The sequence below is a fragment of the Mycobacterium sp. HM-7 genome (assembly GCF_053852335.1).
On sequence record NZ_CM132657.1, the window covers coordinates 5,893,132 to 5,916,798 of the forward strand.

23 protein-coding genes are annotated in these 23,667 nt (G+C 68.0%); 12 read left to right on the forward strand and 11 right to left on the reverse strand.

Annotated features, from left to right (window positions below; translation table 11 throughout):
• Window positions 1-9 precede the first annotated feature (9 nt).
• Together ACWW1C_RS28285 and mrf are read right to left on the reverse strand one after the other, a co-directional pair.
• Complete coding sequence (locus tag ACWW1C_RS28285) at window positions 10-1,122, reverse strand: esterase family protein (protein WP_455984472.1); 1,113 nt, start codon at window positions 1,120-1,122, stop codon at window positions 10-12.
• Between the two features lie 184 nt (window positions 1,123-1,306).
• A complete protein-coding gene (mrf, locus tag ACWW1C_RS28290; protein WP_455981339.1) occupies window positions 1,307-2,494 on the reverse strand; it encodes a ribosome hibernation factor-recruiting GTPase MRF in 1,188 nt (395 codons plus the stop codon).
• A gap of 103 nt (window positions 2,495-2,597) precedes the next feature.
• On the opposite strand from mrf, the gene rpmB reads away from it, so the two are divergent.
• The 4 genes from rpmB to rpsR are packed head-to-tail and all read left to right on the forward strand — an operon-like array spanning window position 2,598 to window position 3,558.
• A complete protein-coding gene (rpmB, locus tag ACWW1C_RS28295; protein ID WP_455981340.1) occupies window positions 2,598-2,834 on the forward strand; it encodes a 50S ribosomal protein L28 in 237 nt (78 codons plus the stop codon).
• Window positions 2,835-2,999 (forward strand): 50S ribosomal protein L33, encoded by a 165-nt coding sequence (rpmG, locus tag ACWW1C_RS28300; protein ID WP_020099644.1) that lies wholly within the window; start codon window positions 2,835-2,837, stop codon window positions 2,997-2,999.
• A gap of 2 nt (window positions 3,000-3,001) precedes the next feature.
• The gene (rpsN, locus tag ACWW1C_RS28305) at window positions 3,002-3,307 is read left to right on the forward strand and encodes a 30S ribosomal protein S14 (protein ID WP_455981341.1); all 306 of its coding nucleotides are present in this window, start codon (window positions 3,002-3,004) and stop codon (window positions 3,305-3,307) included.
• A complete protein-coding gene (gene rpsR / locus ACWW1C_RS28310; protein WP_455981342.1) occupies window positions 3,307-3,558 on the forward strand; it encodes a 30S ribosomal protein S18 in 252 nt (83 codons plus the stop codon). Before rpsN ends, rpsR begins: the two co-directional genes overlap by 1 nt.
• On the opposite strand, the gene ACWW1C_RS28315 is transcribed toward rpsR, so the two are convergent.
• Window positions 3,551-4,387: a rhomboid family intramembrane serine protease gene (locus tag ACWW1C_RS28315; RefSeq protein ID WP_455981343.1), complete on the reverse strand. Its 837-nt coding sequence runs from the start codon at window positions 4,385-4,387 to the stop codon at window positions 3,551-3,553. The two genes, rpsR and ACWW1C_RS28315, sit on opposite strands and share 8 nt — an antisense overlap.
• Window positions 4,388-4,403: 16 nt before the next feature.
• Window positions 4,404-5,192, reverse strand: a complete 789-nt coding sequence (locus tag ACWW1C_RS28320; protein WP_455981344.1) for an acyl-CoA thioesterase — start codon at window positions 5,190-5,192, stop codon at window positions 4,404-4,406.
• Window positions 5,193-5,248: 56 nt separating this feature from the next.
• On the opposite strand from ACWW1C_RS28320, the gene ACWW1C_RS28325 reads away from it, so the two are divergent.
• The 3 genes from ACWW1C_RS28325 to lipE are packed head-to-tail and all read left to right on the forward strand — an operon-like array spanning window position 5,249 to window position 7,617.
• A complete protein-coding gene (locus ACWW1C_RS28325; RefSeq protein ID WP_455981345.1) occupies window positions 5,249-5,875 on the forward strand; it encodes a class I SAM-dependent methyltransferase in 627 nt (208 codons plus the stop codon).
• A gap of 6 nt (window positions 5,876-5,881) precedes the next feature.
• Window positions 5,882-6,364 (forward strand): peroxynitrite isomerase, encoded by a 483-nt coding sequence (locus ACWW1C_RS28330; RefSeq protein ID WP_455981346.1) that lies wholly within the window; start codon window positions 5,882-5,884, stop codon window positions 6,362-6,364.
• Window positions 6,361-7,617 carry a lipase LipE gene (lipE, locus tag ACWW1C_RS28335; RefSeq protein WP_455981347.1) on the forward strand — a complete coding sequence of 419 codons (1,257 nt, stop codon included), beginning with the start codon at window positions 6,361-6,363 and terminating at the stop codon, window positions 7,615-7,617. Before ACWW1C_RS28330 ends, lipE begins: the two co-directional genes overlap by 4 nt.
• Window position 7,618: 1 nt before the next feature.
• Here lipE and ACWW1C_RS28340 read toward each other — a convergent pair whose 3' ends face one another.
• Entirely contained in the window at window positions 7,619-8,038 is a 420-nt protein-coding gene (locus ACWW1C_RS28340) for an SRPBCC family protein (protein WP_455981348.1), read from the reverse strand.
• Window positions 8,039-8,099: 61 nt separating this feature from the next.
• Here ACWW1C_RS28340 and ACWW1C_RS28345 point away from each other — a divergent pair, with 61 nt between their 5' ends.
• Window positions 8,100-9,644 carry an acyl-CoA carboxylase subunit beta gene (locus tag ACWW1C_RS28345; RefSeq protein ID WP_455984473.1) on the forward strand — a complete coding sequence of 515 codons (1,545 nt, stop codon included), beginning with the start codon at window positions 8,100-8,102 and terminating at the stop codon, window positions 9,642-9,644.
• A gap of 72 nt (window positions 9,645-9,716) precedes the next feature.
• Here ACWW1C_RS28345 and ACWW1C_RS28350 read toward each other — a convergent pair whose 3' ends face one another.
• A complete protein-coding gene (locus ACWW1C_RS28350) occupies window positions 9,717-10,817 on the reverse strand; it encodes an NAD(P)/FAD-dependent oxidoreductase (protein WP_455981349.1) in 1,101 nt (366 codons plus the stop codon).
• A gap of 1 nt (window position 10,818) precedes the next feature.
• Complete coding sequence (locus ACWW1C_RS28355; RefSeq protein WP_455981350.1) at window positions 10,819-11,610, reverse strand: SDR family NAD(P)-dependent oxidoreductase; 792 nt, start codon at window positions 11,608-11,610, stop codon at window positions 10,819-10,821.
• 63 nt (window positions 11,611-11,673) lie between these two features.
• On the opposite strand from ACWW1C_RS28355, the gene ACWW1C_RS28360 reads away from it, so the two are divergent.
• Window positions 11,674-12,567: a hypothetical protein gene (locus tag ACWW1C_RS28360; RefSeq protein ID WP_455981351.1), complete on the forward strand. Its 894-nt coding sequence runs from the start codon at window positions 11,674-11,676 to the stop codon at window positions 12,565-12,567.
• 3 nt (window positions 12,568-12,570) lie between these two features.
• On the opposite strand, the gene ACWW1C_RS28365 is transcribed toward ACWW1C_RS28360, so the two are convergent.
• Window positions 12,571-13,296, reverse strand: a complete 726-nt coding sequence (locus tag ACWW1C_RS28365; RefSeq protein WP_455981352.1) for an Rv3717 family N-acetylmuramoyl-L-alanine amidase — start codon at window positions 13,294-13,296, stop codon at window positions 12,571-12,573.
• A 342-nt stretch (window positions 13,297-13,638) separates the two neighbouring features.
• Here ACWW1C_RS28365 and ACWW1C_RS28370 point away from each other — a divergent pair, with 342 nt between their 5' ends.
• The gene (locus ACWW1C_RS28370) at window positions 13,639-15,408 is read left to right on the forward strand and encodes a CocE/NonD family hydrolase (protein ID WP_455984474.1); all 1,770 of its coding nucleotides are present in this window, start codon (window positions 13,639-13,641) and stop codon (window positions 15,406-15,408) included.
• On the opposite strand, the gene ACWW1C_RS28375 is transcribed toward ACWW1C_RS28370, so the two are convergent.
• Window positions 15,405-16,568: a sulfotransferase family protein gene (locus ACWW1C_RS28375; protein WP_455984475.1), complete on the reverse strand. Its 1,164-nt coding sequence runs from the start codon at window positions 16,566-16,568 to the stop codon at window positions 15,405-15,407. The genes ACWW1C_RS28370 and ACWW1C_RS28375 overlap by 4 nt on opposite strands.
• A 108-nt stretch (window positions 16,569-16,676) precedes the next feature.
• Here ACWW1C_RS28375 and ACWW1C_RS28380 point away from each other — a divergent pair, with 108 nt between their 5' ends.
• Complete coding sequence (locus tag ACWW1C_RS28380; protein WP_455981353.1) at window positions 16,677-17,252, forward strand: TetR/AcrR family transcriptional regulator; 576 nt, start codon at window positions 16,677-16,679, stop codon at window positions 17,250-17,252.
• Window positions 17,249-18,346 (forward strand): DUF1214 domain-containing protein, encoded by a 1,098-nt coding sequence (locus ACWW1C_RS28385; RefSeq protein ID WP_455981354.1) that lies wholly within the window; start codon window positions 17,249-17,251, stop codon window positions 18,344-18,346. Before ACWW1C_RS28380 ends, ACWW1C_RS28385 begins: the two co-directional genes overlap by 4 nt.
• 86 nt (window positions 18,347-18,432) lie before the next feature.
• Here the strand turns inward: ACWW1C_RS28385 and ACWW1C_RS28390 are convergent, their stop codons facing one another.
• The gene (locus ACWW1C_RS28390; RefSeq protein ID WP_455984156.1) at window positions 18,433-19,629 is read right to left on the reverse strand and encodes an integrase core domain-containing protein; all 1,197 of its coding nucleotides are present in this window, start codon (window positions 19,627-19,629) and stop codon (window positions 18,433-18,435) included.
• Between the two features lie 113 nt (window positions 19,630-19,742).
• A complete protein-coding gene (gene hrpA, locus ACWW1C_RS28395; protein ID WP_455981355.1) occupies window positions 19,743-23,639 on the reverse strand; it encodes an ATP-dependent RNA helicase HrpA in 3,897 nt (1,298 codons plus the stop codon).
• Window positions 23,640-23,667: the final 28 nt, after the last annotated feature.

Below are 23,667 nucleotides of genomic sequence, written 5' to 3' on the forward strand. Positions count from 1 at the left end.
CTTGCCCATCTAGCCCGTCGGCGCGAGGACCAACCCACCCGTGACGGGCGCCGCCGCAGCGGGCGCCGGAGCCACCGCAGCCGGAACCGCAGCGGGAACGGCAGCGGGCGCCGCCGCCGGAACGGCAGCGGGGACCGCGGCGGCCACTGGAGCGGGTGCCGCGACCGGAGCCGCAACCGGAGCCACGGCAGGAGCAGGCGCCGGCGCAGGAGCCGGCGGCGGCACCGGAGCGCCCACACCGAGCACCCGCAGCAGGTCAGGCTTCATGGCCTGCAGCTGCTGGCCCCAGTAGCCCCAGCTGTGGGTACCGTCTTGCGGGAAGTTGAAGACCGCGTTGCGGCCACCGGCCTGCTGGTAGCGCTTCTGGAAGTCCCGGTTGGAGCTGATCGTGAGGTTCTCCAGGAACTGGGCGCTGTAGAGGATGCCCATGTCACCCGGCGTATCAAGGTCGGACGGCATGCCGTTGCCGCAGTACACCCAGACGGCGGTGTTGTTCGCCACCAGCTGCTGGACGTTGACGGTCGGGTCGTTGCGCCGCCAGGCCGGATCGCTGGCGATGCCCCACATCTGAGTCGGGTTGTACCCGCCGGCGTCCTTCATGGCGAAGCCGATCAGCGTGGGCCAGAGGCCTTGCGAAGGGTTGAGGAAGCCCGACAGCGAGCCCGCGAAGATGAACTGCGACGGGTGCCAGATCGCGAGCGTCAGCGCGGAACCACCCGACATCGACAGGCCGACGACGGCGTTGCCGGTGGGCTGCACGCCCCGGTTCGCGGCCAGCCAGGCCGGCAGCTCCTGGGTCAGGAACGTCTCCCATTTGTAGGTGACGACGCCGCCCGAGTTGGTGGCCGGCTGGTACCAGTCGCTGTAGAAGCTGGACTGTCCGCCGACGGGCATCACCATCGAGACGCCGGACTGGTAGTACCACTCGAACGCGGCGGTGTTGATGTCCCAGCCGCTGGCGTCGTCCTGGGCGCGCAATCCGTCGAGCAGGTAGACCGCGTGCGGTCCGCCGCCCTGGAACTCGATCTTGATGTCGCGTCCCATCGCGGGTGACGGAATGTTCAGCACCTCAACCGCTTTCGCGGCCGCATGCGCCTGCGGAGCGACCGCGGGAATCGCCATTCCGGGGACCGTCAGGGCAGCCACCGCCGCCGCCGCGAGCCGCCGTAGTTTCGCGCCGTAATTCTTGCCAACCAGAGTCGCCAACACGAGTGAAAACTAACGCCGGACCGCGCCGGGCCGTCCGACCAACGCGCGGCGTGATCGCCTCGTTACCAAGGCGTTTGGCTATCGAGTCCAGAACGCATCACGCCGTGCCGTGATCAGTGCCGTCGCTGACGACCGTCACATCGTCGCGGCTGCACGGTTCCTGGTGCCAGTCGCCGAACGGATCCGGGTAGCCGAACCACGTGCCGCGCGCCGCGAATTCCTCGTCGGTGAGCAGGGCATCGTTCAGGGCAGCGGTCACGTCCTCGGGACGCGCGCCGCACACCAGGATCGTCATCGCGGTGTGTCGGTCACCGAATTCGTTGTCCCACATCAGGTCTGCCATGGCGCGCCGCTCACGGTCCAGGTAGGCCGCGTCACTGACGGTCATCGCGGCGATCCACCGGCCGGCGTTACTGACGCGCAGGCCGCCGCCGGCCGATTCCAGCCACATGACATGGTCGGCCCGATTCGCCAGCCACATCCGGCCACGGGTCCGGATCACCCCGTCCAAGAGGTGGTCGATGGCGTCGTGCAGCCGCTCCGGGTGGAACGGCCGCCGCGCGTTGAACTCGACGAGCTGAACGGGCCCTTCCGGTTTCAGGCTGGGCTGCCCGGCGAGCAGCGGTCCGTGCGGCTCGTCGCCGCGACCCCGCCGAGCGTCGGGCCCCAAGGTGCGCAGCGCGTCGTCGACCATGGCGGGCTCGGTGACGAGGTGCGCCCGCGGCGCCAGTCGGCGGCACACCGCCAGCAGCACGGGCTCGGCGTGGGTCACCACGAGGACGTCGGCGAAGTCGGCCTGCCCCACCGCCACCTGCGCGACTGTCCGGCCGTCGCGCAGTTCGTCGTCGCCCAGCGCGTCGGTGAGCCAGTCGGCCGCTTCGATGCACGTCACCACGCCCGCGATCGCCACGTCGCGGGCCGCCGGCCCGTCGATGTACCCCGGACCGACGTGGACCCGAACGTGGTTGACGGCCCAGCAGATCGGCTCGGGCTCCATCCACGGCTCCAGGTGCACGACGATGCGGTGGACGTCGTCACGGCGGTGCAACAGACGCAGATAGATCAGCAGGTCGTTGCGGACGGTGCAGGACACGCAGCCGTGGGCCAGTTCCAGCGCCGCCTCGGTCTCGCTGACGATGCCGTGCGGCGCCGTGACGGTACGACGACGCACGACGTGACCGTCGAACTGATGCTCCACGAGCACCGTGCCCGGCGCCTTCAGTAGTTCCTCGGTCACGTATCCGGTCGGTCCCTGACCAGCTACGACGATCACCGGCGTCCTCATCGTCACCCCTTATCGACAATCATTTTCAATTCCGTCGAGGTCACGCTACAGTGGCGGCCGGCACTTGTCGAAAACGATTTTCAATAACGATAGGGCGAAGGACATGTCAGCGCACTGCCAGGTCACCGGGCGCAAGCCCGGCTTCGGCAACACGGTTTCGCACTCGAATCGGCGCACCTCGCGCCGGTGGAACCCCAACATCCAGAGCAAGACGTACTACCTGCCCTCGGAAGGCCGGAGCATCCGGCTCCAGGTCAGCGCGAAGGGCATCAAAGTGATCGACCGGGACGGCATCGAGGCCGTCGTGGCGCGACTGCGCCGGGACGGAGTTCGAATCTAGATGTCCCGCACCGATATCCGTCCCGTGGTGAAGCTGAAATCCACCGCGGGCACCGGCTACACGTACGTCACCCGCAAGAACCGGCGCAACGATCCCGATCGCATGGTGCTGCGCAAGTACGACCCGATCATCCGCAAGCACGTCGACTTCCGAGAGGAGCGCTGAGCATGGCCAAGAAATCCAAGATCGCCAAGAACGAGCAGCGCCGGCTGATCGTCGCCCGCCATTCCGAGCGCCGCGCCGAGCTCAAGGCCGTCATCAAATCCCCGTCGAGCACCGCCGACGAACAGGCCGCCGCGATGCGGGAACTGGCCCGCCAGCCGCGCGATGCCAGCGCGGTGCGGGTGCGCAACCGCGACGCCGTAGACGGCCGTCCGCGCGGTCATCTGCGCAAATTCGGCCTGTCCCGGGTCCGGGTGCGTGAACTGGCCCACGACGGACAGCTGCCCGGCATCCGGAAAGCGAGCTGGTGATGGCTCAGCGCAAACCCACCCGACGCCCCGCCGCAGAGAACAAGCGGCCGGTCAAGAACATGCTGACCAAGCTCGGCGTCGACCACCTCGACTACAAGGACACGAACAACCTGCGGTTGTTCATCTCCGAGCGCGGCAAGATCCGGTCCCGGCGCGTGACGGGCCTGACGGTCCAGCAGCAGCGACAGGTCGCCACCGCGATCAAGAACGCCCGCGAGATGGCGCTGCTCCCCTACCCCGGGATCAGCTGAACATCGTCAGCAGGGACTGGGTGCGCCACATCGTCAGCCCGGCGAACAGCACAAGCAGCACGGCGGTCACCGAGATCAGGGCCAGGAGTCGTTGCCGCGCAGGCACATACGCGAAGACCGCCGCCACCACCGTGCCGGTGATCAACCCGCCGACGTGCCCCTGCCAGCTGATGGCCTGTGAGCTGACCGCGGGCAGTACGAACGTGATCACCAGGTTGATGACGATCAGGCCGACGATGCCGCGGACGTCGAGCTGCAGCCGACGGAACAACACGAACGTCGCGCCGAAGAGGCCGAAGATCGCGCCCGAGGCACCTGCCGTCGCCGAGTTCAGCGGCGACAGCAGGTACACCAGCACCGAGCCGCCCAGTCCGCTGAGGCCGTACAGCACGCCGAAACGCAGGCGGCCCAGCCACTGCTCCAGCTGCGGACCGACGGCCCACAGCGCCCACATGTTGAACACGATGTGCGCCAGGCCGTAGTGCAGGAAGGCCGACGATGCCAGGCGGTAGTACTGACCGTCGGCCACCGCAGGCGGCCACAGCACCAAGTCTTGCTGGAGCTGCACCGAGGTGTGCTGCAGCACGAACATCACGATGTTGACCGCGATCAGGGTGTAGGTCACCAGCGAGCCCTTGGAAATCCGGCCGCCGAAGTGGGTCCGGGCCTGCCGCACCGACCGCTTGCCCTCGTTGACGCATTCCGGGCACTGCTGGCCGACGGCCGCGGCGGTCATGCAGTCCGGGCAGATGGGGCGGCCACACCGGCTGCAGCTCACGTACGTCGGGCGGCTGGGATGCCGATAGCAGGTCGGCGGCGGGACGGTCATTGAGTGATCTTCCGGGCTACAGCCGCCACAGGGCTTCCTGGCTGGTGCTGGCGATCAGCACCCCACCAGTGTCGTACAGGGCTCCGGTGACCAGCCCGCGGGAGTCCGTGTTGTTCAGCCGGGTGACCTCGTACCGGTGCCAGTCGTGCGGCACGAAGGGCCGGTGGAACCACACGGCGTGATCCAGGCTGGCGGCGAACCCCTGGTGCAAATCCGTGCCGTCGGGCCGCGCGACGGGTACCGGCCCGAAGTCGGACATGAAGGTCAGCGTGCAGGCGCGGATCAGCAGGTCGTCCTCGATGTCATCCTTCGTGCGAATCCAGAACGGGGGCACGGCGAACGCGCCGACGTCTTCGGGCCGCACCCTGATGTCGAAGAAGTCGGCAGCGGTGAGGCTCGTCGGCTTGGGTACCGAGGCGTCGAACTCGAGGCCCCGGACTTCGGGCCGTTGCCAGTCGGCACCCGGCTCCGGTACATGGAACGACGCGATCATCTCCAGGATCGTCTTGCCGTTCTGCTTCGCGGTGACGCGCCGCGTGTCGAAGGACCGGCCGTCCCTGGTTCGTTCCACGTGAAACTCCACGTCGACGCCGTACTGGCCGCCTCGGACGAAGTAGAGATGCAGCGACTGCGGCAGCTTGTCGCGCTCGACGGTGTGGCCGGCCGCACCGAGCGCCTGCGCGGCGATCAGTCCGCCGAACAGCGACCGTCCCGGCCCCTCGGTCGGTTGCGGTGCGATGAAGGTGTCCCCGTCACGCGCGAAGTCCAGGAGCTGGGCAATCCAGCTGGGCGCAGTAGAACTCATAAGGCCGCAGCGTATCCATCTGCTTCCGATCAGCGCCGCCGCCTAGGCTGAAGGTCATGGTCCAACGCCGGGGATTCAATGACACCGTCACCCGATTCTGGGGCTTCGCCGCTCCCGCTTACGACGCCCAGGTACTCCAGCGCGTCGTCTACCAACCCGCCCAGGACGAGGTGCTGGCTCAGCTACGTGCCCATGGCGCCCTGACCGTCGCCGACATCGGCTGCGGCACCGGCATTTTCGCCGACCGGATCGAACGCGAGCTGAATGCCGTCGTGACCGGGGTGGACATGTCCGAGGGCATGCTGGCCCAGGCCAGGGCCCGCTCGTCGAAGGTCACCTGGCTCACCGCACCCGCCGAGCAACTGCCGTTCAACGACGGTGCGCTGGACGCGGTGGTGACGACGTCGGCGTTCCACTGGTTCGACCAGCCCGCCGCCCTGCGCGAGTTCCACCGGGTCCTCAAGCCCGGCGGTATCGCGGCCGTCACGACCATCAGCCCGCGGCAGGTGCTGCCGCTGCACGCGCTGTCGTCGCACATCCTCAACCCCGCCCACAATCCGTCGCCCGCGGAGATGAAAGAACTCTTCGAAGGCGCCGGTTTCACGGTCTCCGAGCAGCACCGGGTGAAGCGCCCGGTGTGGTCGCTCATCGTGTCCGACCTGCTGACCGTCGGAACGAAGTAGCCGGCCATGCCCGATCTGCATCCCGACGTCGCGGTCCTGGCCCCGCTGCTGGGGACCTGGGCCGGCACCGGCTCCGGCGAATACCCGACCATCACCTCGTTCGATTACCTCGAAGAGGTCACGTTCGGCCACGTCGGCAAGCCGTTCCTCGCGTACAGCCAGAAGACCCGGGCCGCCGATGACGGGAGGCCGCTGCACGCCGAAACCGGGTACCTACGGGTGCCCGCTCCCGGCAGGATCGAATGGGTGCTGGCACACCCCACCGGCATCACCGAAGTCCTGCAGGGCACCCTCAGCACGGACGGCGAGTTCGTGCTGGATGTGGCCACCACCGACATCGGCCGCACCGACTCCGCGAAAGAGGTTGACGCCCTTCGTCGTTGGTACCGGCTCGACGGAGACACCTTGAGTTACAACGTCCGCATGGCCGCCGTGGGCGTCCCGCTGCGCCACCACCTCGCGGCCGTTCTGCATCGGAAGGACGCATGACAGCACCACAGACAACACCTCAGACCGGCCGCATTCGCGTCCCCGCCGACCTGGACTCGGTCACGGCCACCGGGGCGGAAGACCACACCGGCATCGATTCCCGAGCGGTGGAACGGATTTGGCAGGCCACCCGGCACTGGTACGCAGCCGGCATGCACCCGGCCATCCAGGTCTGCCTGCGCCAGAACGGCCGGGTGGTGCTCAACCGGGCGATCGGTCACGGCTGGGGCAACGGACCCGACGATCCGGTGGACGCCGAACAGATCCCCGTCGGCGTCGACACGCCGTTCTGCGTGTATTCGGCCGCCAAGGCGATCAGCACGACGGTCGTGCACATGCTCGTCGAGCGCGGCGAACTCGATCTGGACGCCCGGGTCTGCGACTACCTGCCGACGTACACCAGCCATGGCAAGGACCGCACCACCGTGCGGCACGTCGTCACCCACAGCGCCGGGGTTCCGCTGGCCACGGGCCCGCGGCCGGATCTCAAGCGCATGAACGACAGTGCGTACGCCCGCGAGATGCTGGGGAACCTCCGGCCGATCTACCGGCCGGGCCTCATGCACATGTACCACGGCCTCACCTGGGGCCCGCTGATCCGCGAAATCGTCTCGGCCGCCACCGGTCGCAACATCAGGGACATCCTGGCCACCGAAATCCTCGAACCGCTGGGCTTCCGCTGGACCAATTACGGCGTTGCACCGGAAGATGTTCCGCTCGTCGCGCCGAGCCACGTCACCGGCAAGCCACTACCGGCGCCGATGGCGGCGGCGTTCAAGAAAGCGGTCGGCGGCACCCCGAACCAGATCATTCCGTTCAGCAACACGCCGGATTTCCTGACCAGCGTGGTGCCGTCGTCGAGCACCGTGTCGAATGCCGTGGAGCTGTCGCGCTTCGCCGAGATGCTGTGCCGTGGAGGCGAACTCGACGGCGTTCGGGTGTTGCGGCCGGAAACGCTGCGGGCCGCGACCGCGCCGTGCCGGCGCCTGCGGCCGGACATCGCCGTGGGACTCCAGCCGATGCGCTGGGGCACCGGATACATGTTGGGCTCCAAGCGATTCGGGCCGTTCGGCCGCAATGCGCCCGACGCTTTCGGCCACACCGGACTGACCAACATCGCGGTGTGGGCCGATCCGGCCCGGGGCCTTGCCGCTGCCGTCGTCAGCAGCGGCAAGCCCGGTGGTCATCCCGAGGCCAACCGGTACCCGGCGTTGCTCGACGCGATCGCCAGGGAGATCCCGGCTACCTCGTAGTTCAGGCCTTGGCTGCGGCCTTCGCGAACAGGCGCAGCAGCACCTGGTTGATGGCCACCAACCCCAGCTTCACCGGCGGGAAGGACGCCGTCGAGCTCAGCGAGTAGTCGATGCGGGTGCCCGAGCCCTCGGGGGTCAGCCGCACCTCACCCGCATAGCCCGGGAACGGCACGCCGGAGCGGGCCTTGTAGCCGAACACGTTGGGGGCGTCGAACGTCACGACCTCTTCGACGATCGCCGGCGCCGGGCCGGGGGCCGAGATACGCCGGACCGCGCCGAGGCCGTTCGGCGCGGGGGTGCCCGGCTGATCGATGGTCACGCTGATGCCGGGACCCCAGTTGGCCATGCCTTCGTGGTCGATCAGGGTCGCCCAGACAACGTCGATCGGGCGGGCCACGGTGGTGGTTGCGGTCGTTTGCATGGACCGATCATGCCGCACCCCCAATCAGGCCGCCTGGCAGGCTGTCCCCATGCCCGGCCCAATGCCCGAAGTACCGTTCCGCGACGACCACACCGAGCTGCTGCGCCGGCGCGCACTCACCGAGGACGCCGCCCGGCCGGACGCCGTCCAACGGCGGCATGACGCCGGCGGACGCACGGCCCGCGAGAACATCCTCGACCTGGTCGATACCGGCAGTTTCGTCGAATACGGCCGGCTCGCGATCGCCGCGCAGCGGGCCCGCCGGGACCTCGACGACCTGATCGCGCGCACCCCGGCCGACGGCCTGGTCGCCGGCACCGCCCACGTCGACGGCCACCCGTGCGCGGTGCTGTCCTACGACTACACCGTGTTGGCCGGCACGCAGGGCGCCCTCGGGCACCTCAAGAAGGATCGGCTGTTCGAGCTGATCGACAGAATGAAGCTGCCCACGGTGTTCTTCGCCGAGGGCGGCGGTGGGCGGCCCGGCGACACCGACCATCCGACGGTCTCGTCACTGGACGTCCGGGCCTTCGCGCTGTGGGCCGGACTGTCCGGGGTGGTGCCGCGGATCGCGGTGGTCAAGGGCCGCTGCTTCGCGGGTAACGCGGTGATCGCCGGCTGTTCGGATCTGATCGTCGCGACCGAGGACACGTCGATCGGCATGGGCGGCCCGGCGATGATCGCCGGCGGCGGGCTCGGCGACATCGCACCGGACGACGTCGGCCCGATCTCGGTGCAGGCGCCGAACGGCGTCGTCGACGTGGCGGTACCCGACGAGGCGGCGGCGGTCTCGACAACCCGGCAATTGCTCGGCTACTTCCGTGGGCCCACCGCACCCGGGACCGCGCCGGACCAAACCGCTTTGCGGACAGTCGTTCCCGAGCGCGCCCGCCGCGCCTACCAGGTCGCGCCGATCATCGAGACCCTCGCCGACGAAGGCTCTGTCACCTTTCTGCGGCAGAAGTTCGCACCCGAATTGGTGACCGCATTGGCCCGTATCGACGGCAGACCGGTTGGCGTGCTGGCCAACAACACCATGGTCATGGCAGGTGCCATCACCGCGGCGGCGTCCGACAAAGCGGCCCGTTTCCTGCAGCTCTGCGACGCGTTCGGTATTCCCGTCGTGTCACTAGTCGACTGTCCGGGCTTCATGGTGGGCCCGGCCGCCGAGGCCGAAGCACTGGTCCGGCGCGGGTCGCGGCTGCTGGTCGCGGGGGCGGCGCTGCGGGTCCCGCTGATCGCGGTGATCCTGCGCCGCGGTTATGGCCTTGGGGCACAGGCGATGTGCGGCGGCAGCCTGCACGAGCCGCTGCTGACGGTGGCCTGGCCGGGCGCCCACCTCGGACCGATGGGGCTGGAGGGCGCGGTGCGGCTCGGGCTGCGCAAGGAACTCGAAGCCATCACCGACGACGACGCCCGCGAGCAGGCGGTACGCGATGCCACCGCGGCCGCGCAGGCCAACGCCGCCGCGCTCAACTCGGCCTCGATGTTCGAGATCGACGACGTCATCGACCCCGCCGAGACCCGGTCGCTGATCGCCGCGACGCTGGCGACGGCCGAGCCCGCAGGCCTGACCCCGCGGCGAAGTTTCGTCGACACCTGGTGAGTTTCGTTGACCCTGAACTGAGGGCGCGAAAGTGCGAGTAGTGGGCGCCCTGGTTACAGGATCAACTGCCGATCAGTCGCGCACGCCGCGGTACAGCTGCCGGCGCACGACGAACCGTTGCAACACCCGGTCGACGGTCCACGCCGGGAACCGGACCGCCTGCCCCCACGGGGTGAACACCTCCAGCCCGTCGGGCTGCGGGCCGAGCACCGAACCCCACCGCACGCCCGGTGGCCGATAGCGGTGCAACTTCCGAGAGTTCGACCGGGCCAGGATGTTTCGGGCCACCAGCGCACCACCGCCGTTGCGCGCCGACGTCCGCAGCGGATCGGTGGCCGCGACATCGCCGACCGCGAAGACATCCGGATATCCGGGCACCGTCAGCTCCGGGGTGACGCGGACGAAGCCGTCGTCGTCGAGAATCTGCGGCGGCAGCCACGCGGTATTGGGTCGCACCCGTCCGACCGCCCACAGCACGGCATCGGCTTCCCCGTCCGGTTGCCCGGTGGTGAATTGGATTGGCCCGGCGGTGATTTCATCGCGGTCCGGGGGCAGGACCGCGCGATGCCCGAGGTGCAGCCGGACACCCAGATCCGCCAACCGCTGCGCGACACGCACCTGGGTTCCGGAGTGATAGCCCGGAAGTATCTGCGCGCCAGGGAAATACAGGTCGACGACTTTGTCCGGCCAGCTACGCGCCAGGTTCCCGGCACTGCTCACCGCGGTGGCACCGCCGCCCACCACGGCGATGCGCTGCGCCCGCGCCAGTCGTTCATGGGTGTCGTGCAGGTCTGCCGCGACGTCGTCGGCTGTCTGCAGTGTCGGCAGACGCCAGAAGCCGTTGGTGGTTCCGGTGGAGATCACCAGCACGTCGAACGGCTCGATGGTCTCGGTGCCGTCGGCTGCCACGACCGTGACCGTGCGGGCATCCAGGTCGGCACCGGTCAGGGCGGCGTGCACGATCCGCACCGAATCCAGGCCGCGGAACCGCCGGAAACCGATGAAGTAGTCGCGTGCCCAGGCGTCCGGCCGCGCGACGCGCATGCCGAGTTCCTGCCCACTGACCAGGCCGTCTTTGACCGAGATGCCGACGACGTCGGCGTGCGGGGCCAGGCGGACGGCGGCGAGGATGCCGCTGTCCCCCAGCCCGGCGATGACGATCCGCTTGCGCACGTCAGGGCAGGATCGAGTCGACGTAACCGCCGTCGGCGCGCACCGCGGCTCCGGTGGTCGCCGACGATTGCTCCGAGCTGAGGTAGACCACCATGTTGGCGATCTCTTCGGGTTCGATCAGCCTGCGCAGCAACGATTGTGGCCGGTATTTGATCATGAACTCGCGCTGCGCCTCGTCCCACGGGAGGCTCTTGTCGACCAGCTCATAGACGAAGTCCTCGACACCGCCGGTGTGCGTCGGGCCCGCGATCACCGAGTTCACCGTCACTCCGGTACCGGCCGCGTCTTTGGCGAATCCGCGGGTCACCGCCAGCAGTGCGGTCTTGGACATGCCGTAGTGGATCATCTCTTCCGGGATGACGATCGCCGAGTCGCTGGCGATCTGGATCATGCGTCCCCAGCCGCGGTCCGTCATCCCGGGCAGGTAGGTGCGGATGAGCCGCGCCGCGGACAGCACGTTCACCTCGAAGTATCTGCGCCACTCGTCGTCCGTGATCTCCCGCGCCGGGGTCGACCCGAAGATGCCGAGGTTGTTGACGAGGATGTCGACATCCGGAAGTTGTTGTGTGAGTTGAGCTACGCCGTCGTCGGTGGTGACGTCCGCGGCGACGCCGACGACGTTCGTGAGTCCCTTGCCTGCGAGTTCGGCGACAGTCGCCTCGACTCGTTCGGTGCTACGTCCGTTCACCGCGACGCGGGCTCCGCTGCCGGCCAGCCCTTCGGCGATGGCCAGCCCGATGCCCTGCGTGGAACCGGTTACCAGGGCGGTTTTGCCGGTCAGATCAATGTGCACAATCAGCCTCCAATGAATGCTCCGGTCACACAACGCTAGCGACCCCGCTGAATAATCCGGGGCATGACCGAACTATTGGTGCTGCACATCGCCAAGCGCGAGATCGTGGCCGTGTCCCTCGACGGTTCGCGGGTCCGGACGCTGGTCGCCGATGTCGATGAGACGCCCGACGGGATCGTCGTCGACCAGGCGCGGGGTCACATCTACTGGACCAACATGGGCACCCCTGACGAGGGTTCGGGCCGCGGGGCGCATTCGACGTTCTTCACCCGCAACGGGTCCATCGAACGGGTCAATCTGGACGGTTCGGGCCGGCGGACCATCGTGCCACGGGGTGCGTTCACCACCGGCAAGCAGCTGACGGCTGATTTCGACGCCGGACTGCTGTACTGGTGCGACCGCGAAGGCAGGCGGGTGCTGCGTTGCCGGCTGGACGGTTCCGAACTGGAGACGCTGGTGGCGGCGGGTACCGATGCGCAGGATCCGCGCAATCACTGCGTGGGCATCGCCGTCGACCCGGTGAACCGCCTGGTCTACTGGACCCAGAAAGGTGCACCCGACGCGGGTCAGGGCCGAATCTTCCGGTGTGGCACCGAGATTCCGGCAGGGCAGACGGCCGCTGACCGCGACGACGTCGAGCTGCTGTGGCGGGACCTGCCCGAGCCCATCGACCTGGATCTGGACGGCTCGGGGCACCTGGTCTGGACCGACCGCGGCGCCGAACCGGACGGCAACACGCTCAATCGCGGTCAGGTTCAGCCTGCGGCCGGGGCCTACGCCATCGTGTCCCGCGGCTATCAGGAGGCGATCGGTCTGACCACCGCCGACTGCACGACCTACTACGTGAGCGAGCTGCGCTCCGGCGGTATCCGCGTGGTGAATCTCGCCGACGGAACCGACCGCGAGCTGACCCGATTGGGCCCCGGTATCACCGGGATCGCGCTGGCCGAGCTCTGATCGCTAGCCGGCCTGGATGAACGCGGCGATGCCCTGGCAGATGGCGTTCGCGTAGGTCTGCCATCCCTGCATGGTGGCCATCGCCGCGCCCTCCTGGGGGTTCTTCATATTGCCGCACTCGACGAGGATCGACGGGTACTGCGCGAGGTTCAGGCCGGTCAGGTCGGCGCGGCCGTACAGCCCGTTGCTGCCGATGTAGGTCGCCGGTGTCAGCCCCGCTGCCACCATCTTGTCCCGCATGATCTGGGCGAATCGCACGGACGGCCCGGCCTGCACCTGGTTCAGCGGCGGCGCCGAGTAGTTGACGTGGAAACCGTGGCCGCCGGCGGGGCCGCCGTCGGCGTGGACCGAGACGACCGCATTGGGCCGCAGCGCATTCGCCATCTCCGCACGCTGATCGACACATGGCCCCAGGGCGTTGTCGTTGTTGCGGGACAGGTGGACCTGGACACCGGCGTTCGCCAGTTGCTGCTGCATCAGCAGCACCACGTTCCAGGTGAACGAATGTTCGGGGAACCCGGCCGTCGTCGACGTTCCGCTGGTCTGGCAGTCCTTGGTGCCGCCGCGGCCGGTGGGCACCTGCTTGGAGATCGACGAGTCGTTGGCCCCGTTGTGCCCCGGATCGAGGAACACGACGGCACCGGCGAGACCAGCCGCTTTGGCCACGGGCGCGGTGAGCGACGACGCGATGGCAGGCATACCGACCAGAACCGGCGCCGCGGCAGCCATTCTCAACATGCGTCGGCGCGAGATGCAGCCGACGCCCTTACCTGCGTCGTCTCTTTCACACGGACTACTGGTCACTGATTGGATGCTACGGACCGACCCTGGGAACGCCGCCGAGCGCCCTGACACGGTTCCGTCACGAAGCAATAACTTCTTTCGGGTTCGGCGTACGGTCGAGGTGTGGAGACGAATGTCGAGACACCAGGGGTGGGCGCACGGATCAAGGCCATGGCCGGTTGGGCCGCCACACGTACCCGGAAGACCAGCCCATCACCACTGTTGCCACCGTGGGACGCGCCACCCGCGCGGTACGGCGTCGGTGTCCAGCACAACGTGGCGGTGCCGATGAGCGACGGCATTTCACTGCGGGTGGATATCCACTACCCGACCGACCCGGCGACGGGCGAGCCCGCTTCCGGCCCGTTCCCCGTGCTGCTCTCGATGACGCCGTATGGCAAGAAGGCACCCCCTCCCGCTGCCCAGATCGGTGGTGGCGCAACGCCGTATCTGATCCGTCGCGGCTACATCGAGGTGATGGCCGACGTGCGGGGCACCGGCGTGTCGGGCGGCTCTTTCGAGATGCTCGGACCCGAGCAGGTGCAGGACGGCGTCGATCTGGTGAATTGGACTGCGTCCCTGCCTAATTCGAATGGCCGCGTCGGCATGTTCGGCATCTCGTATCTGGCCATCAACCAACTCATGACGGCGGCCGCCGTAGGCCCCGGCTCGCCGCTGAAGGCGATCTTCCCGGCGATGGCCGCCAACGATTTCTACCGCGACGTCGTCACCATGGGCGGCGTCCCGCACATGCGTACGGTCCGCGCCTACGGCGCCACGTATTCGCTGCTGAATGTGGTCAACCCGGTGCTGGAGTTCGCGCATCGCGGCGATCACGAAAGGCCCAGGGCCGGTGGCATTTCCGCAGTGCGCCAGCGGGGCCGCGATCAGCGCAGCTACTTCAAGAGCCTCATCAAGGACGCGATCGCCGGCGGCGACACCGCGTTCGACGGAGCCTTCTGGGACACCATGCGGCCGGCGGATGTGCTGCCGAAGATCGTCGAGAACGGTGTCGCGGTGTTCTTGGTGGCGGGATGGCACGACGCGTTCCAACGCGGCGCGCCGCTGAACTACGCCGCGCTGCAGAACACCTTCGCCGGCCGTCCCGCCGGCGCGGCCATGACTGCCGACCAGGCCGTGTCCGACAAGTTCCAGCTGATGGCCGGCCCGTGGTACCACGTCTCGGATCTCGACGGGCAGCACCTGCAGGCCTTGCAGCTGCGCTGGTTCGACCACTGGCTCAAAGACGACGACACCGCGGCCGTCACCGGTGCGCCGGTGCGCTTCCAGGCGATCGGTAGTTCAAAGTGGTTCCGCACCAACGCTTATCCGTTCCCCGAGGCCACTCCGACCCGGCTGTACCTCGGCTTGGGCGGCGGTCTGCATGCCACGCCGTCGGTTGACGAGTCCACGGCCACATTGCAATACCTCTCGCGCGGGCCGGTTTCCGGGCGCAGCCTGGAGCAGTGGAGTCTCGGCATGGGCAGCTTCATGGTGTCGCAGGCCGGACGTAGTGTCAGGTACGACCAGGACAACAGCCGGCTGCAGCGCGACGCGCTGACGTACACCAGCGACGCGTTCGACACCGAACAGCTGCTGGCCGGGCCGGTCGGGCTGACGATCTTCGCCACCGCCGACCGCACCGAAACCCTGTGGGTGGCGCACCTCGATGATCTCTCGCCCGACGGCATCAGCCGGCCGCTGACGCAAGGGGCGCTCCTCGGTTCGCACCGCGCTCTCGACCCCGACACCAGCTGGGTGCTGCCCGACGGGGCGGTGCTGCGACCGCAGCACATCAGCACCAAGCCGGCGGCCGAGCCCGTCGTCCCCGGTGAGTTGACGCGCTATGACATCGAGGTGTTCCCCACCGCCGCGATCATCGCGCCCGGTCACCGTTTGCGGCTCACCGTCACGACCTACGACTTCCCGCACCTGGTGCCGACCCGTCCGCAGCGGGCCGCGCTCACGGGCGGCGCCTACCGGATTTCCCAAGGGGGCGCCCACGCGTCGCACCTCGTGGTGCCCCTGGCCGACCCGGCCACGATGGAGCAGCTCTAGCTGAGGAAGCGCTGAGTGTAGGGCGCGAAGCGGGCCTTCAGGTCATCCGGGTCGAGGCCGAACATCCCGCACGACGTCTCGACGCGGCCCAACCGGCCGCGTTGATGGCCGGCCAGGTAGCTCGCCATCGCGTTGCGCTCCGCATCTGAAAGTTCTTCCTCCGCAAGGGCGAAGACGCTCTCCGCGGTGCCGAGATCGTCGGCCATGAAGTCGTCGAAGCGGATGTCGATGGACCGATTCCGCCCGATGACCTCCCGATCCCGGACCAGTCCGGCGAGCATGTGCTCGAGCCGCTGCACCCAGTACGCCGCGATGTGTTCGACAGGAACCGGGCTGCGGTGCATACGCGCGGAGTAGGTGATCATCGCGATCATCGACAGCACCACCGGCACCGGGTCGCGGTGCGTGAAAACGCCGACCACACCGGGTAACTCGGCATTGAGTACCCGCAGTTGTTCGAGATGCTGCGGCGACTTGAGCAGCCAGCGCCGGCCACCACGCAGGAACTGCAGGGCCTTGAGCTGGGTCACCATGTGCCGGTAGTGCGGCGCCTGGTCGTGGGATTCGTAGTAGTCGCGCCAGGCGGGGACATCCGCCAAGGTCTCGAAATACATCGTGGAAAAATCGTTGGCCAGCAACTGGATTTCCTCGTGCACGTGGTCCGTGGTCATCTCGTGCATCAGCGGGAAATGCGGCATGACGATGTTCATCACGTTGATCGCGACGTCCATCCGCGTGTGCCGCGGATCCGGCTCGATCCCCGCTTCGGACGCCAGCGGGAACGGCTCCATCGACTCCCAGTACGGCAGGGTCCGGAAGGTGCCGGCGGCGGCCAGGAGGTTGTGCAGGTGCGTGGTCCCTGTGCGCGGCAATCCGACGATCGCGACCGGGGGCAACAGCTCGATGTCGTGAATCTCGGGATGCCTCTTCAACAAATCGGTCAGCAGCAACCGATTCTTCAAGAGCTGCAGCAATTGGCCGTAGAAGTTGACCACGCCAGGGCCGTTGAAGCCGTCGATCTGCCCGAGTGCACCGAGCAGGACATCGAGTCGCTCGCGGTAGTCGGTCGGGCCGAAGTCGTCGAGGCCGGTGTCGGCACTCGCTCTGGCGTGGAGCGCGGCCGCATCGAGCGGACATTCCGCCGCCATCATCGTCATCATGTCGCGGAACTGCTGCGCCTCGGCCGTGAAGGTGGGATTGGCCAGGTCATCGAGCCGGACAACATCTGTGGTGTCAGTCACAAGACTTATGTTACTATGAGTTTCGTAATGACGAAAGCACTTGGACGACCCCGTGATTCACGCATCGACAATGCGGTGCTCGCCGCGACCGCCCAACTGCTCGGCGAAGTCGGCTACTCGGCGTTGTCGGTGGATGCCATTGCCAAGCAGGCCGGCACCAGTAAGCCGACGATCTACCGACGCTGGCCCAGCAAGGCTCATCTGGTCCACGAGGCCGTCTTCCCCGCCGGCATCGCCACGGAACTGCCGGACACCGGGTCCCTGGCCGGGGACGTCCGCGCGATGGTCCGGGGCACCGTGGCGGTGCTCAGCACGCCGGCAGCGCGCGCCGCACTGCCCGGGTTGCTCGGCGAGATGACCGCCGACGCCAGCCTGCACAGCGCCCTCCTGGACCGCTTCGCCGACGCACTCGGCCCCGGGTTGCATGCCCGCCTGGCTGCCGCCACCGCACGCGGCGAACTCCGCGCCGACGTCACCGCCACAGACCTGACCGAGGTCATCACCGGTATCGCGCTACTCGCTGCCCTCACCCGGAGCACCGCCCCCGATGACGACTGGATAGACCGCAACACCACACTGATCCTGAAAGGTATTGGCGCATGACCGAATCCGCTGCCGCATGGCGGGAACTGCTCGACACCCTCCGCGAACTCGACACCTCCTTCCTGGAGGGCCCGCGCGCCGTCACCGACGACCGCCAGATCGCCGACGGCTACCGCATGCTCGCGACCGGACTCGGCGTCGCCCTCGACTGCTACCTGTTTCCCGAGCCCGGCCGGCCACAGTTCGTCACCGTCAACACACCCACCCGGCACGACCGCCGCTGGGGCGGCGACAACACCGACGCCTACTACCACATGTGCCCGGTCGACCCGGAACGCAAATACCGGATCAGCGGCAACAAGGGCGACAGCGTCTACCTGTCCCTGACGGCGTACAACGAGCCATCTCCCGGCGCGTGGTCCAACCGCGTCGTCGCGATAATCCGGGACACCGACATCGAATTCGACGCCGACGGCAACTTCTCCTTCGAGCTCGGACCGCTGCCCGAAGCGGCTGTGTTCCTGACCCGCGACTACCAGGCCGATCCGACGACGGGGCGTCCGGTCACGTGGCACATCGAGGCGCTCGATGCCCCGGATCCGTTCCGGCACAGTGACTCCGCGACCGCCGCCTCATTCCGCTCCGCTGCCACCTGGATCCGGACACTGTTCGCGATCATGCCGATGCCGGTCGGCACCCGGCCCGACGAAAGCTCACTCGGCCACTCGATTGCCCACGTAGCCAACGAATTCGCCGCCCCATACCAAGTCCCGGACGCCAACTTCGGCTGGTCGGCCCGGGACGCGTGCTACTCCTACGGCAGCTTCGTGCTGGCCGACGACGAGGCGCTCGTCATCACCCACCGGCCACCGCCATGCCGCTTCTGGAACCTGGTGGTGTGGAACCAGTTCATGGCCACCCCCGGTGCCGGTGACGCCCGCAGTTCACTCAACGGGTACAGCGCCGTCCCCAACTCCGACGGAACCGTGACCGTGGTGCTGTCCAAAGAGCCTGCTGCCCATCCGAATTCACTGTCCACCCTGGACTACCCGCAGGGCATCCTGGCCTTCCGCTGGTTCCTCACCGACGAGGTGCCCGACCGCCCCGAGGTCCAGCTGGTCAAGGTCGCCGACGCCCCGACCGCACCGTCCTGAGTGATTTGTGCACGGTTTTCCGCGGTGAGCGCGGTGTGGTGTCTCGGGACATCGCTGACACTTATGTCTCGGGACATCGCTGACAGTCAGTGTGCGGGTTTGGGTGCGCGGGTGCGGTATGTTCGCGTGGTTTTGTCGCCGGGCTGATAGCGGCGGGTTGGGTCGGCGGTGAGTTCGCGGATCAAGGTGGTGCCGCTGAAGATGGCGATGTGGTCGCCGTCGCGGATGCAGTCGCATTGGTGCCCAGCCCAATACCGGCCGACGTTGATGACGTAGGGCGGCACGAACACCCGACCGGTCGTGTCGTTAACGGTGCCGGTGGTGACAAACACCGGGGCCGGCAAGGGCCGGTCTGCGGGGCGGGCGCGTTCGGTGGCCGCGAAAACCTCTGCCGGAGTGGCTCCGCCGAGCGCTCGATGTGGTCGTTGGTGGTTGTAGCAGTGTCGGAACACCGCGAGCAGATCGTCGAGGTCAGCGACAGTGTCCGGGGTGGGGTGCGCGTGGAGCCACTTTTTGAGGGTCTGCCAGAACCGCTCGATCTTGCCGCACGTCTGCGGGTGATAGGGGGTCGAGTTGATCGTTTTCACTCCCAGGGCCCGCAGGTTCGCCTCGAACGTCGTTTCAAACCCGAGCCGCCGCCCGGTGTACATCAGGCCGTTGTCCGACAACGATATTGACGGAATCCCGCACTCGCTGATACCGGCCAGCATCACCGACCACACCAACTCGCCGGTGCCCGGCCCGGCTGCGGCGGCCAACCCGACCAGGTAGCGGGAATGATCATCCAGACAGCCCGCAATGGCCACCGCCGTGCCGTCCGCCAGTGCCCATTCGGTCCAGTCTGATTGCCAGCAACCGTTCGGGCGATCGAAGACAAACCGTTTGGTCGCTGACTTGGGCCGTTTACGCGGCTGCGGGGTGATCGCACCGTGGCGCGTCAAGATCCGCCAGATCGTGGCCGGTGCGGGCACACCAACATGGCCCTCACGCCGTAGCGCCCAGTGGATCGAGTGTGCGCCGTGGTCGCGGCCGGCTTCCAATAGCTCCTTGCGGCGGCGCAGCACCAGCTCCTCGACCGCGGCCGCGGTCTGCCCGGGACACGACACCGGCCGTCGTGATAGCTCTTCGAGTCCGGTCAGCCCTAGCTGCCCGAACCGCTTGCGCCACTTATAGAACGTCTGTCGACTGATCTGCTGATCCCGGCAGAACGCCGCCACATTCTCGACCTGCCCGGCCAACGCCGTCGCAGCACGAATATCCATCGCCGTCACCTTCTGGGCCATGAACCACGATGGGTCCACACCTCACTCAGGTGTCAGCGATGTCCCGAGACATACATGTGTCAGCGATGTCCCGAAACAAGACACCGCGGTGAGCGCGGAAAATCGTGCACAAATCACGGGATGACCGCTTGTATTGCCTTATAGATCCGCTGCTCGCTGACCGGCCGTGGGGTGCCCAACTGCTGGGCCCACAGGCTGACGCGCAGTTCTTCGATCTGCCGCGCGATGTCGCGCACATCCTCCCCTTGGCAGCGCAGCGGCGAAAGCGCCTGCCGTAGTTCGTCGTACGCGTCCTGGACGGCGTAAATCCGGTCCATGCGCTCGCGGTCCGCGGCCGGCGCCTGCGGCAAGCGCTCCAGCCGTCGGCCGATAGCCGTCAGGTAGCGGGTCAGGTCGGCGAGGTGAGTGACGCCGGTCGCCGCGACAAACCCCACCGGCAACAGCCGGGCCAACTGCGCGCGAATATCGGCGACCGCGTCGGCCTGGAGGGCAGATGGCTTGTCGGGCAACGCAACCTGCGCCGCGTGCGCGGCGGTCAACACGCGCTCGACGCGGCCGACGACGTCGAGCGTCGTCGGGACCAACTTGGCTGCCACGGTGTCGCGCAGCACCCCGAATTCCGCGGCGGTCCACACCGGATTGGGCGCCAACACCCGTACCGCGGCGTCAGCGCAGTCCTCGAGCAGGGCCGCGAGACTGCCATCCGGATTGCTCGAAAGTGCCAGGCGCGTGCGGGGGTTGAGCCCGCGCTCAGCCGCCTTGACGGGCGAGGGCGCGGCGAGCCGCAGCAACCGTCGTAGCCCTGGGCCCATGGCCGCCGCCTGTTCCGCCACCGTCGGGAACACCCGGATATCGACCGCGGCACCGGTATCCACGAATGCCGGGAACCCGCGCACGGTGTGACCGCCGGCCGAACTCTCCACGCTGCGGGGCAGCTCGTCGAGGTCGTCCGGCCACGCCCGCAGGCCCGTCCGCTGCAGATCACCCGCGACGGCGCCGGCAACCGCCTGTCGGACCGACCCGGCCAGGCGATCGTGGAGCGCGTCCAGGTTCTTACTCCGCGCCACCTCGGTCCCGTCTTTCTCGACCGCGAAGGTGACCCGCAGGTGGTCCGGAATCTTACTCAGGTCGAATGCGTCGATCGGCACCAGAACGCCACTGCGCCTGCGTAGTTCACGCTGCAGCTCCGTCAGCAACGAGCCGTCGCCGGGATCGAGGTCCGGCAGCACCGCCCGCGCGGTGTCCGGCGCGGGCACGAAGTTGCGCCGCAGGTCCTTGGGCAGCGACTTGATCAACGCCGTGACCAGCTCTTCGCGCAGCGCCGGCACCTGCCACGCGAAGCCATCGCCGCCGAGCCGGGCCAGCACCTCGACCGGAACATGCACCGTCACACCGTCATCGGCAGCGCCGGGCTCGAATCGGTAGCTCAGCGGCAGCGCCAAGTCGCCCGTCTGCCAGGTGTCGGGCTGATCGGCATCGGTGTCCGTGCGCAACAGGTCGTCGCGTGTCATGGTCAGCAGGTCCGGCGTAAGGTGCCGCTGTTTCTTCCACCATGCATCGAAATGCCGTGCCGACACCGCACTCTCGGGCACGCGCTGGTCGTAGAAGGCGTAGACCTCGTCGTCGCCCGCCAGCAGATCACGCCGGCGGGCGCGCTCTTCCAGCTCCTCGAGTTCGGCCCGCAGCCGGGTGTTGTCCCGGAAGAAGTGGTGGCGGGTCTGCCAGTCCCCCTCGACCAAGGCGTGCCGGATGAACAGCTCGCGCGCGACCACCGGGTCCACCTGTGCGTAGCCCACTCGACGGCGCGGCACCAGCGGCAGGCCGTACAACGTCACGCGTTCGAAGGCCATGACGGCGCCCCGGCGCGCGTCCCAGTGTGGCTCACTGAAGGTGCGCTGCAACAGATCTCCGGCGACCCGCTCGACGGTCTCGGGCTCGATGCGGGCGGCGATGCGGCCGAACAGCCGACTGGTCTCCACCAGATCCGCCACGACGATCCAGCGCGGCGGCTTCTTCGTCAGTACCGAACCCGGCGCCAGCACGAAACGGGAGTTGCGGGCGCCCTGGTAATCCCGCGTCTCCCCTTCGCGCAGCCCGATGTGCGACAGCAGACCCGCGGTCAGCGCGGTGTGGATACGCAATGCGTCGGCGTCGTCTCCCGACTCCCGGATGCCCAGGTCGCCGGCGATGCTGCGCAGTTGGCCGACCAGGTCCTGCCATTCCCGGATCCGCAGATAGTGCAGGAACTCGTCACGGCACATCCGGCGGAATGCACTGCCCGACAGCTGGTTCCGTTGCTCGCGCAGATAGTTCCACAGGTTCAGATAGGAAATGAAGTCCGAATGCTCGTCAGCGAACCGGGCGTGCTTCTGCCGCGCGGCCTCTTCCCGGTCGGACGGCCGTTCCCGCGGGTCCGGGATCGACAGCGCGGCAGCCAGGATCAGCACCTCGCGGACGCACCCTTCGGTGTCGGCCTGCAGGATCATCCGGCCGACCCGCGGGTCCAGCGGCAGCCGAGCCAGCCGGCGTCCCACGTCGGTGATGGCGCCCTTGGCATCGAAAGCGCCCAATTCCTGGAGCAATTGGATGCCATCACGGATGCTTCGCGCATCCGGCGGGTCGAGGAACGGGAACGCCTCGATGTCCCCCAGCCCCAACGCCGCCATCTGCAGGATGACCGCGCCCAGGTTGGTACGCAGGATCTCCGGGTCGGTGTAGCGGGGCCGGCTCTCGAAGTCAGCTTCCGAGTACAACCGGATGCAGACGCCTGGCGCGGTACGCCCCGACCGGCCGGACCGCTGCGCCGCGGATGCCTGCGAGATGGATTCGATCGGCAGCCGCTGCACCTTGGTCCGCCGGCTGTACCGCGAGATGCGCGCCGTGCCCGGGTCGACGACGTACCGGATGCCCGGCACCGTCAGGGACGTCTCGGCGACGTTGGTGGCCAACACGATCCGGCGCGGACCGCCCGGCTTGGCGTTGAAGACCTTCTGCTGGTCCGCGGTGGGCAGCCGGGCGTACAGCGGCAATATCTCCGTCGGGAACACGTCGCCGGAGAGCGCGTCACGCAAAGCCTCTGCGGTGTCCCGGATCTCACGCTCGCCGGACAGGAACACCAGCACGTCGCCGGCCGGCTCGGATTCCAGTTCCCGTACCGCGTCGACGATCGCCTCGGTCTGGTCCCTGGTCTCGGTGCGGACGATCTCGTGGTCGGGATCGTCGGGGTCGTCGCTCTCGTCTGCCGCGACGGGGACTTCCAATGGCCGGTAACGGATTTCAACCGGGTACGTGCGTCCCGACACCTCGACGATCGGCGCGTCGAAGAAGTGCTTGGCGAACCGGTCCGGCTCGATCGTCGCCGACGTCACGATCACCTTGAGATCGGGGCGCCGCGGCAGCAGTTCGCGCAGATACCCGAGCAGGAAGTCGATGTTGAGGCTGCGTTCGTGGGCCTCGTCGAGGATCAGCGTGTCGTACCGAAGCAGCCGCCGGTCCCTCTGAATCTCGGCGAGCAGAATGCCGTCGGTCATCAGCTTGACGAGGGTCGAGTCGCTGGCCTGGTCGGTGAACCGCACGGTGTATCCGATGGCGCCGCCCAATGCGGTGCCGGTTTCGTCGGCGATCCGCTGCGCCACCGTCCGGGCAGCCAACCGGCGTGGCTGGGTGTGGCCGATGGTGCCACGAATGCCGCGGCCGAGTTCCAGGCAGATCTTGGGCAGCTGCGTGGTCTTGCCCGATCCGGTTTCGCCGGCGACGATCACCACCTGGTTATCGGTGATGGCCTTGGCGATCTCGGCCCGCCGATCGGTGACCGGCAGATCGGGGTAGGTGATGGTGGGCACGGCCGCGAGGCGACCGGCGATCACGCCTTCCGCGGCCGCGATCTGCTCGGCGATCTTCTCGGGGCTGTCGCCCCGCAGGTTCTTCAGCCGACGGTCCAGCCGCGCGGCGTCGCGGATGGTCAGACCATCCAGACGATCACGCAGTTCGCGCTGCTGTTGGTCGGACACTGGTCCCAGGATAGGCGGTCACCTGCGC

What these genes read in the sequence shown, in the direction of transcription:
- ACWW1C_RS28285 (WP_455984472.1), bottom strand. Translation starts at nt 1,122, where the DNA reads ATGGCGATTCCCGCGGTCGCTCCGCAGGCGCATGCGGCCGCGAAAGCG.
- mrf (WP_455981339.1), bottom strand. Translation starts at nt 2,494, where the DNA reads ATGAGGACGCCGGTGATCGTCGTAGCTGGTCAGGGACCGACCGGATAC.
- rpmB (WP_455981340.1), top strand. Translation starts at nt 2,598, where the DNA reads ATGTCAGCGCACTGCCAGGTCACCGGGCGCAAGCCCGGCTTCGGCAAC.
- rpmG (WP_020099644.1), top strand. Translation starts at nt 2,835, where the DNA reads ATGTCCCGCACCGATATCCGTCCCGTGGTGAAGCTGAAATCCACCGCG.
- rpsN (WP_455981341.1), top strand. Translation starts at nt 3,002, where the DNA reads ATGGCCAAGAAATCCAAGATCGCCAAGAACGAGCAGCGCCGGCTGATC.
- rpsR (WP_455981342.1), top strand. Translation starts at nt 3,307, where the DNA reads ATGGCTCAGCGCAAACCCACCCGACGCCCCGCCGCAGAGAACAAGCGG.
- ACWW1C_RS28315 (WP_455981343.1), bottom strand. Translation starts at nt 4,387, where the DNA reads ATGACCGTCCCGCCGCCGACCTGCTATCGGCATCCCAGCCGCCCGACG.
- ACWW1C_RS28320 (WP_455981344.1), bottom strand. Translation starts at nt 5,192, where the DNA reads ATGAGTTCTACTGCGCCCAGCTGGATTGCCCAGCTCCTGGACTTCGCG.
- ACWW1C_RS28325 (WP_455981345.1), top strand. Translation starts at nt 5,249, where the DNA reads ATGGTCCAACGCCGGGGATTCAATGACACCGTCACCCGATTCTGGGGC.
- ACWW1C_RS28330 (WP_455981346.1), top strand. Translation starts at nt 5,882, where the DNA reads ATGCCCGATCTGCATCCCGACGTCGCGGTCCTGGCCCCGCTGCTGGGG.
- lipE (WP_455981347.1), top strand. Translation starts at nt 6,361, where the DNA reads ATGACAGCACCACAGACAACACCTCAGACCGGCCGCATTCGCGTCCCC.
- ACWW1C_RS28340 (WP_455981348.1), bottom strand. Translation starts at nt 8,038, where the DNA reads ATGCAAACGACCGCAACCACCACCGTGGCCCGCCCGATCGACGTTGTC.
- ACWW1C_RS28345 (WP_455984473.1), top strand. Translation starts at nt 8,100, where the DNA reads ATGCCCGAAGTACCGTTCCGCGACGACCACACCGAGCTGCTGCGCCGG.
- ACWW1C_RS28360 (WP_455981351.1), top strand. Translation starts at nt 11,674, where the DNA reads ATGACCGAACTATTGGTGCTGCACATCGCCAAGCGCGAGATCGTGGCC.
- ACWW1C_RS28365 (WP_455981352.1), bottom strand. Translation starts at nt 13,296, where the DNA reads ATGGCTGCCGCGGCGCCGGTTCTGGTCGGTATGCCTGCCATCGCGTCG.
- ACWW1C_RS28370 (WP_455984474.1), top strand. Translation starts at nt 13,639, where the DNA reads ATGAGCGACGGCATTTCACTGCGGGTGGATATCCACTACCCGACCGAC.
- ACWW1C_RS28375 (WP_455984475.1), bottom strand. Translation starts at nt 16,568, where the DNA reads ATGATGACGATGATGGCGGCGGAATGTCCGCTCGATGCGGCCGCGCTC.
- ACWW1C_RS28380 (WP_455981353.1), top strand. Translation starts at nt 16,677, where the DNA reads ATGACGAAAGCACTTGGACGACCCCGTGATTCACGCATCGACAATGCG.
- ACWW1C_RS28385 (WP_455981354.1), top strand. Translation starts at nt 17,249, where the DNA reads ATGACCGAATCCGCTGCCGCATGGCGGGAACTGCTCGACACCCTCCGC.
- ACWW1C_RS28390 (WP_455984156.1), bottom strand. Translation starts at nt 19,629, where the DNA reads ATGGCCCAGAAGGTGACGGCGATGGATATTCGTGCTGCGACGGCGTTG.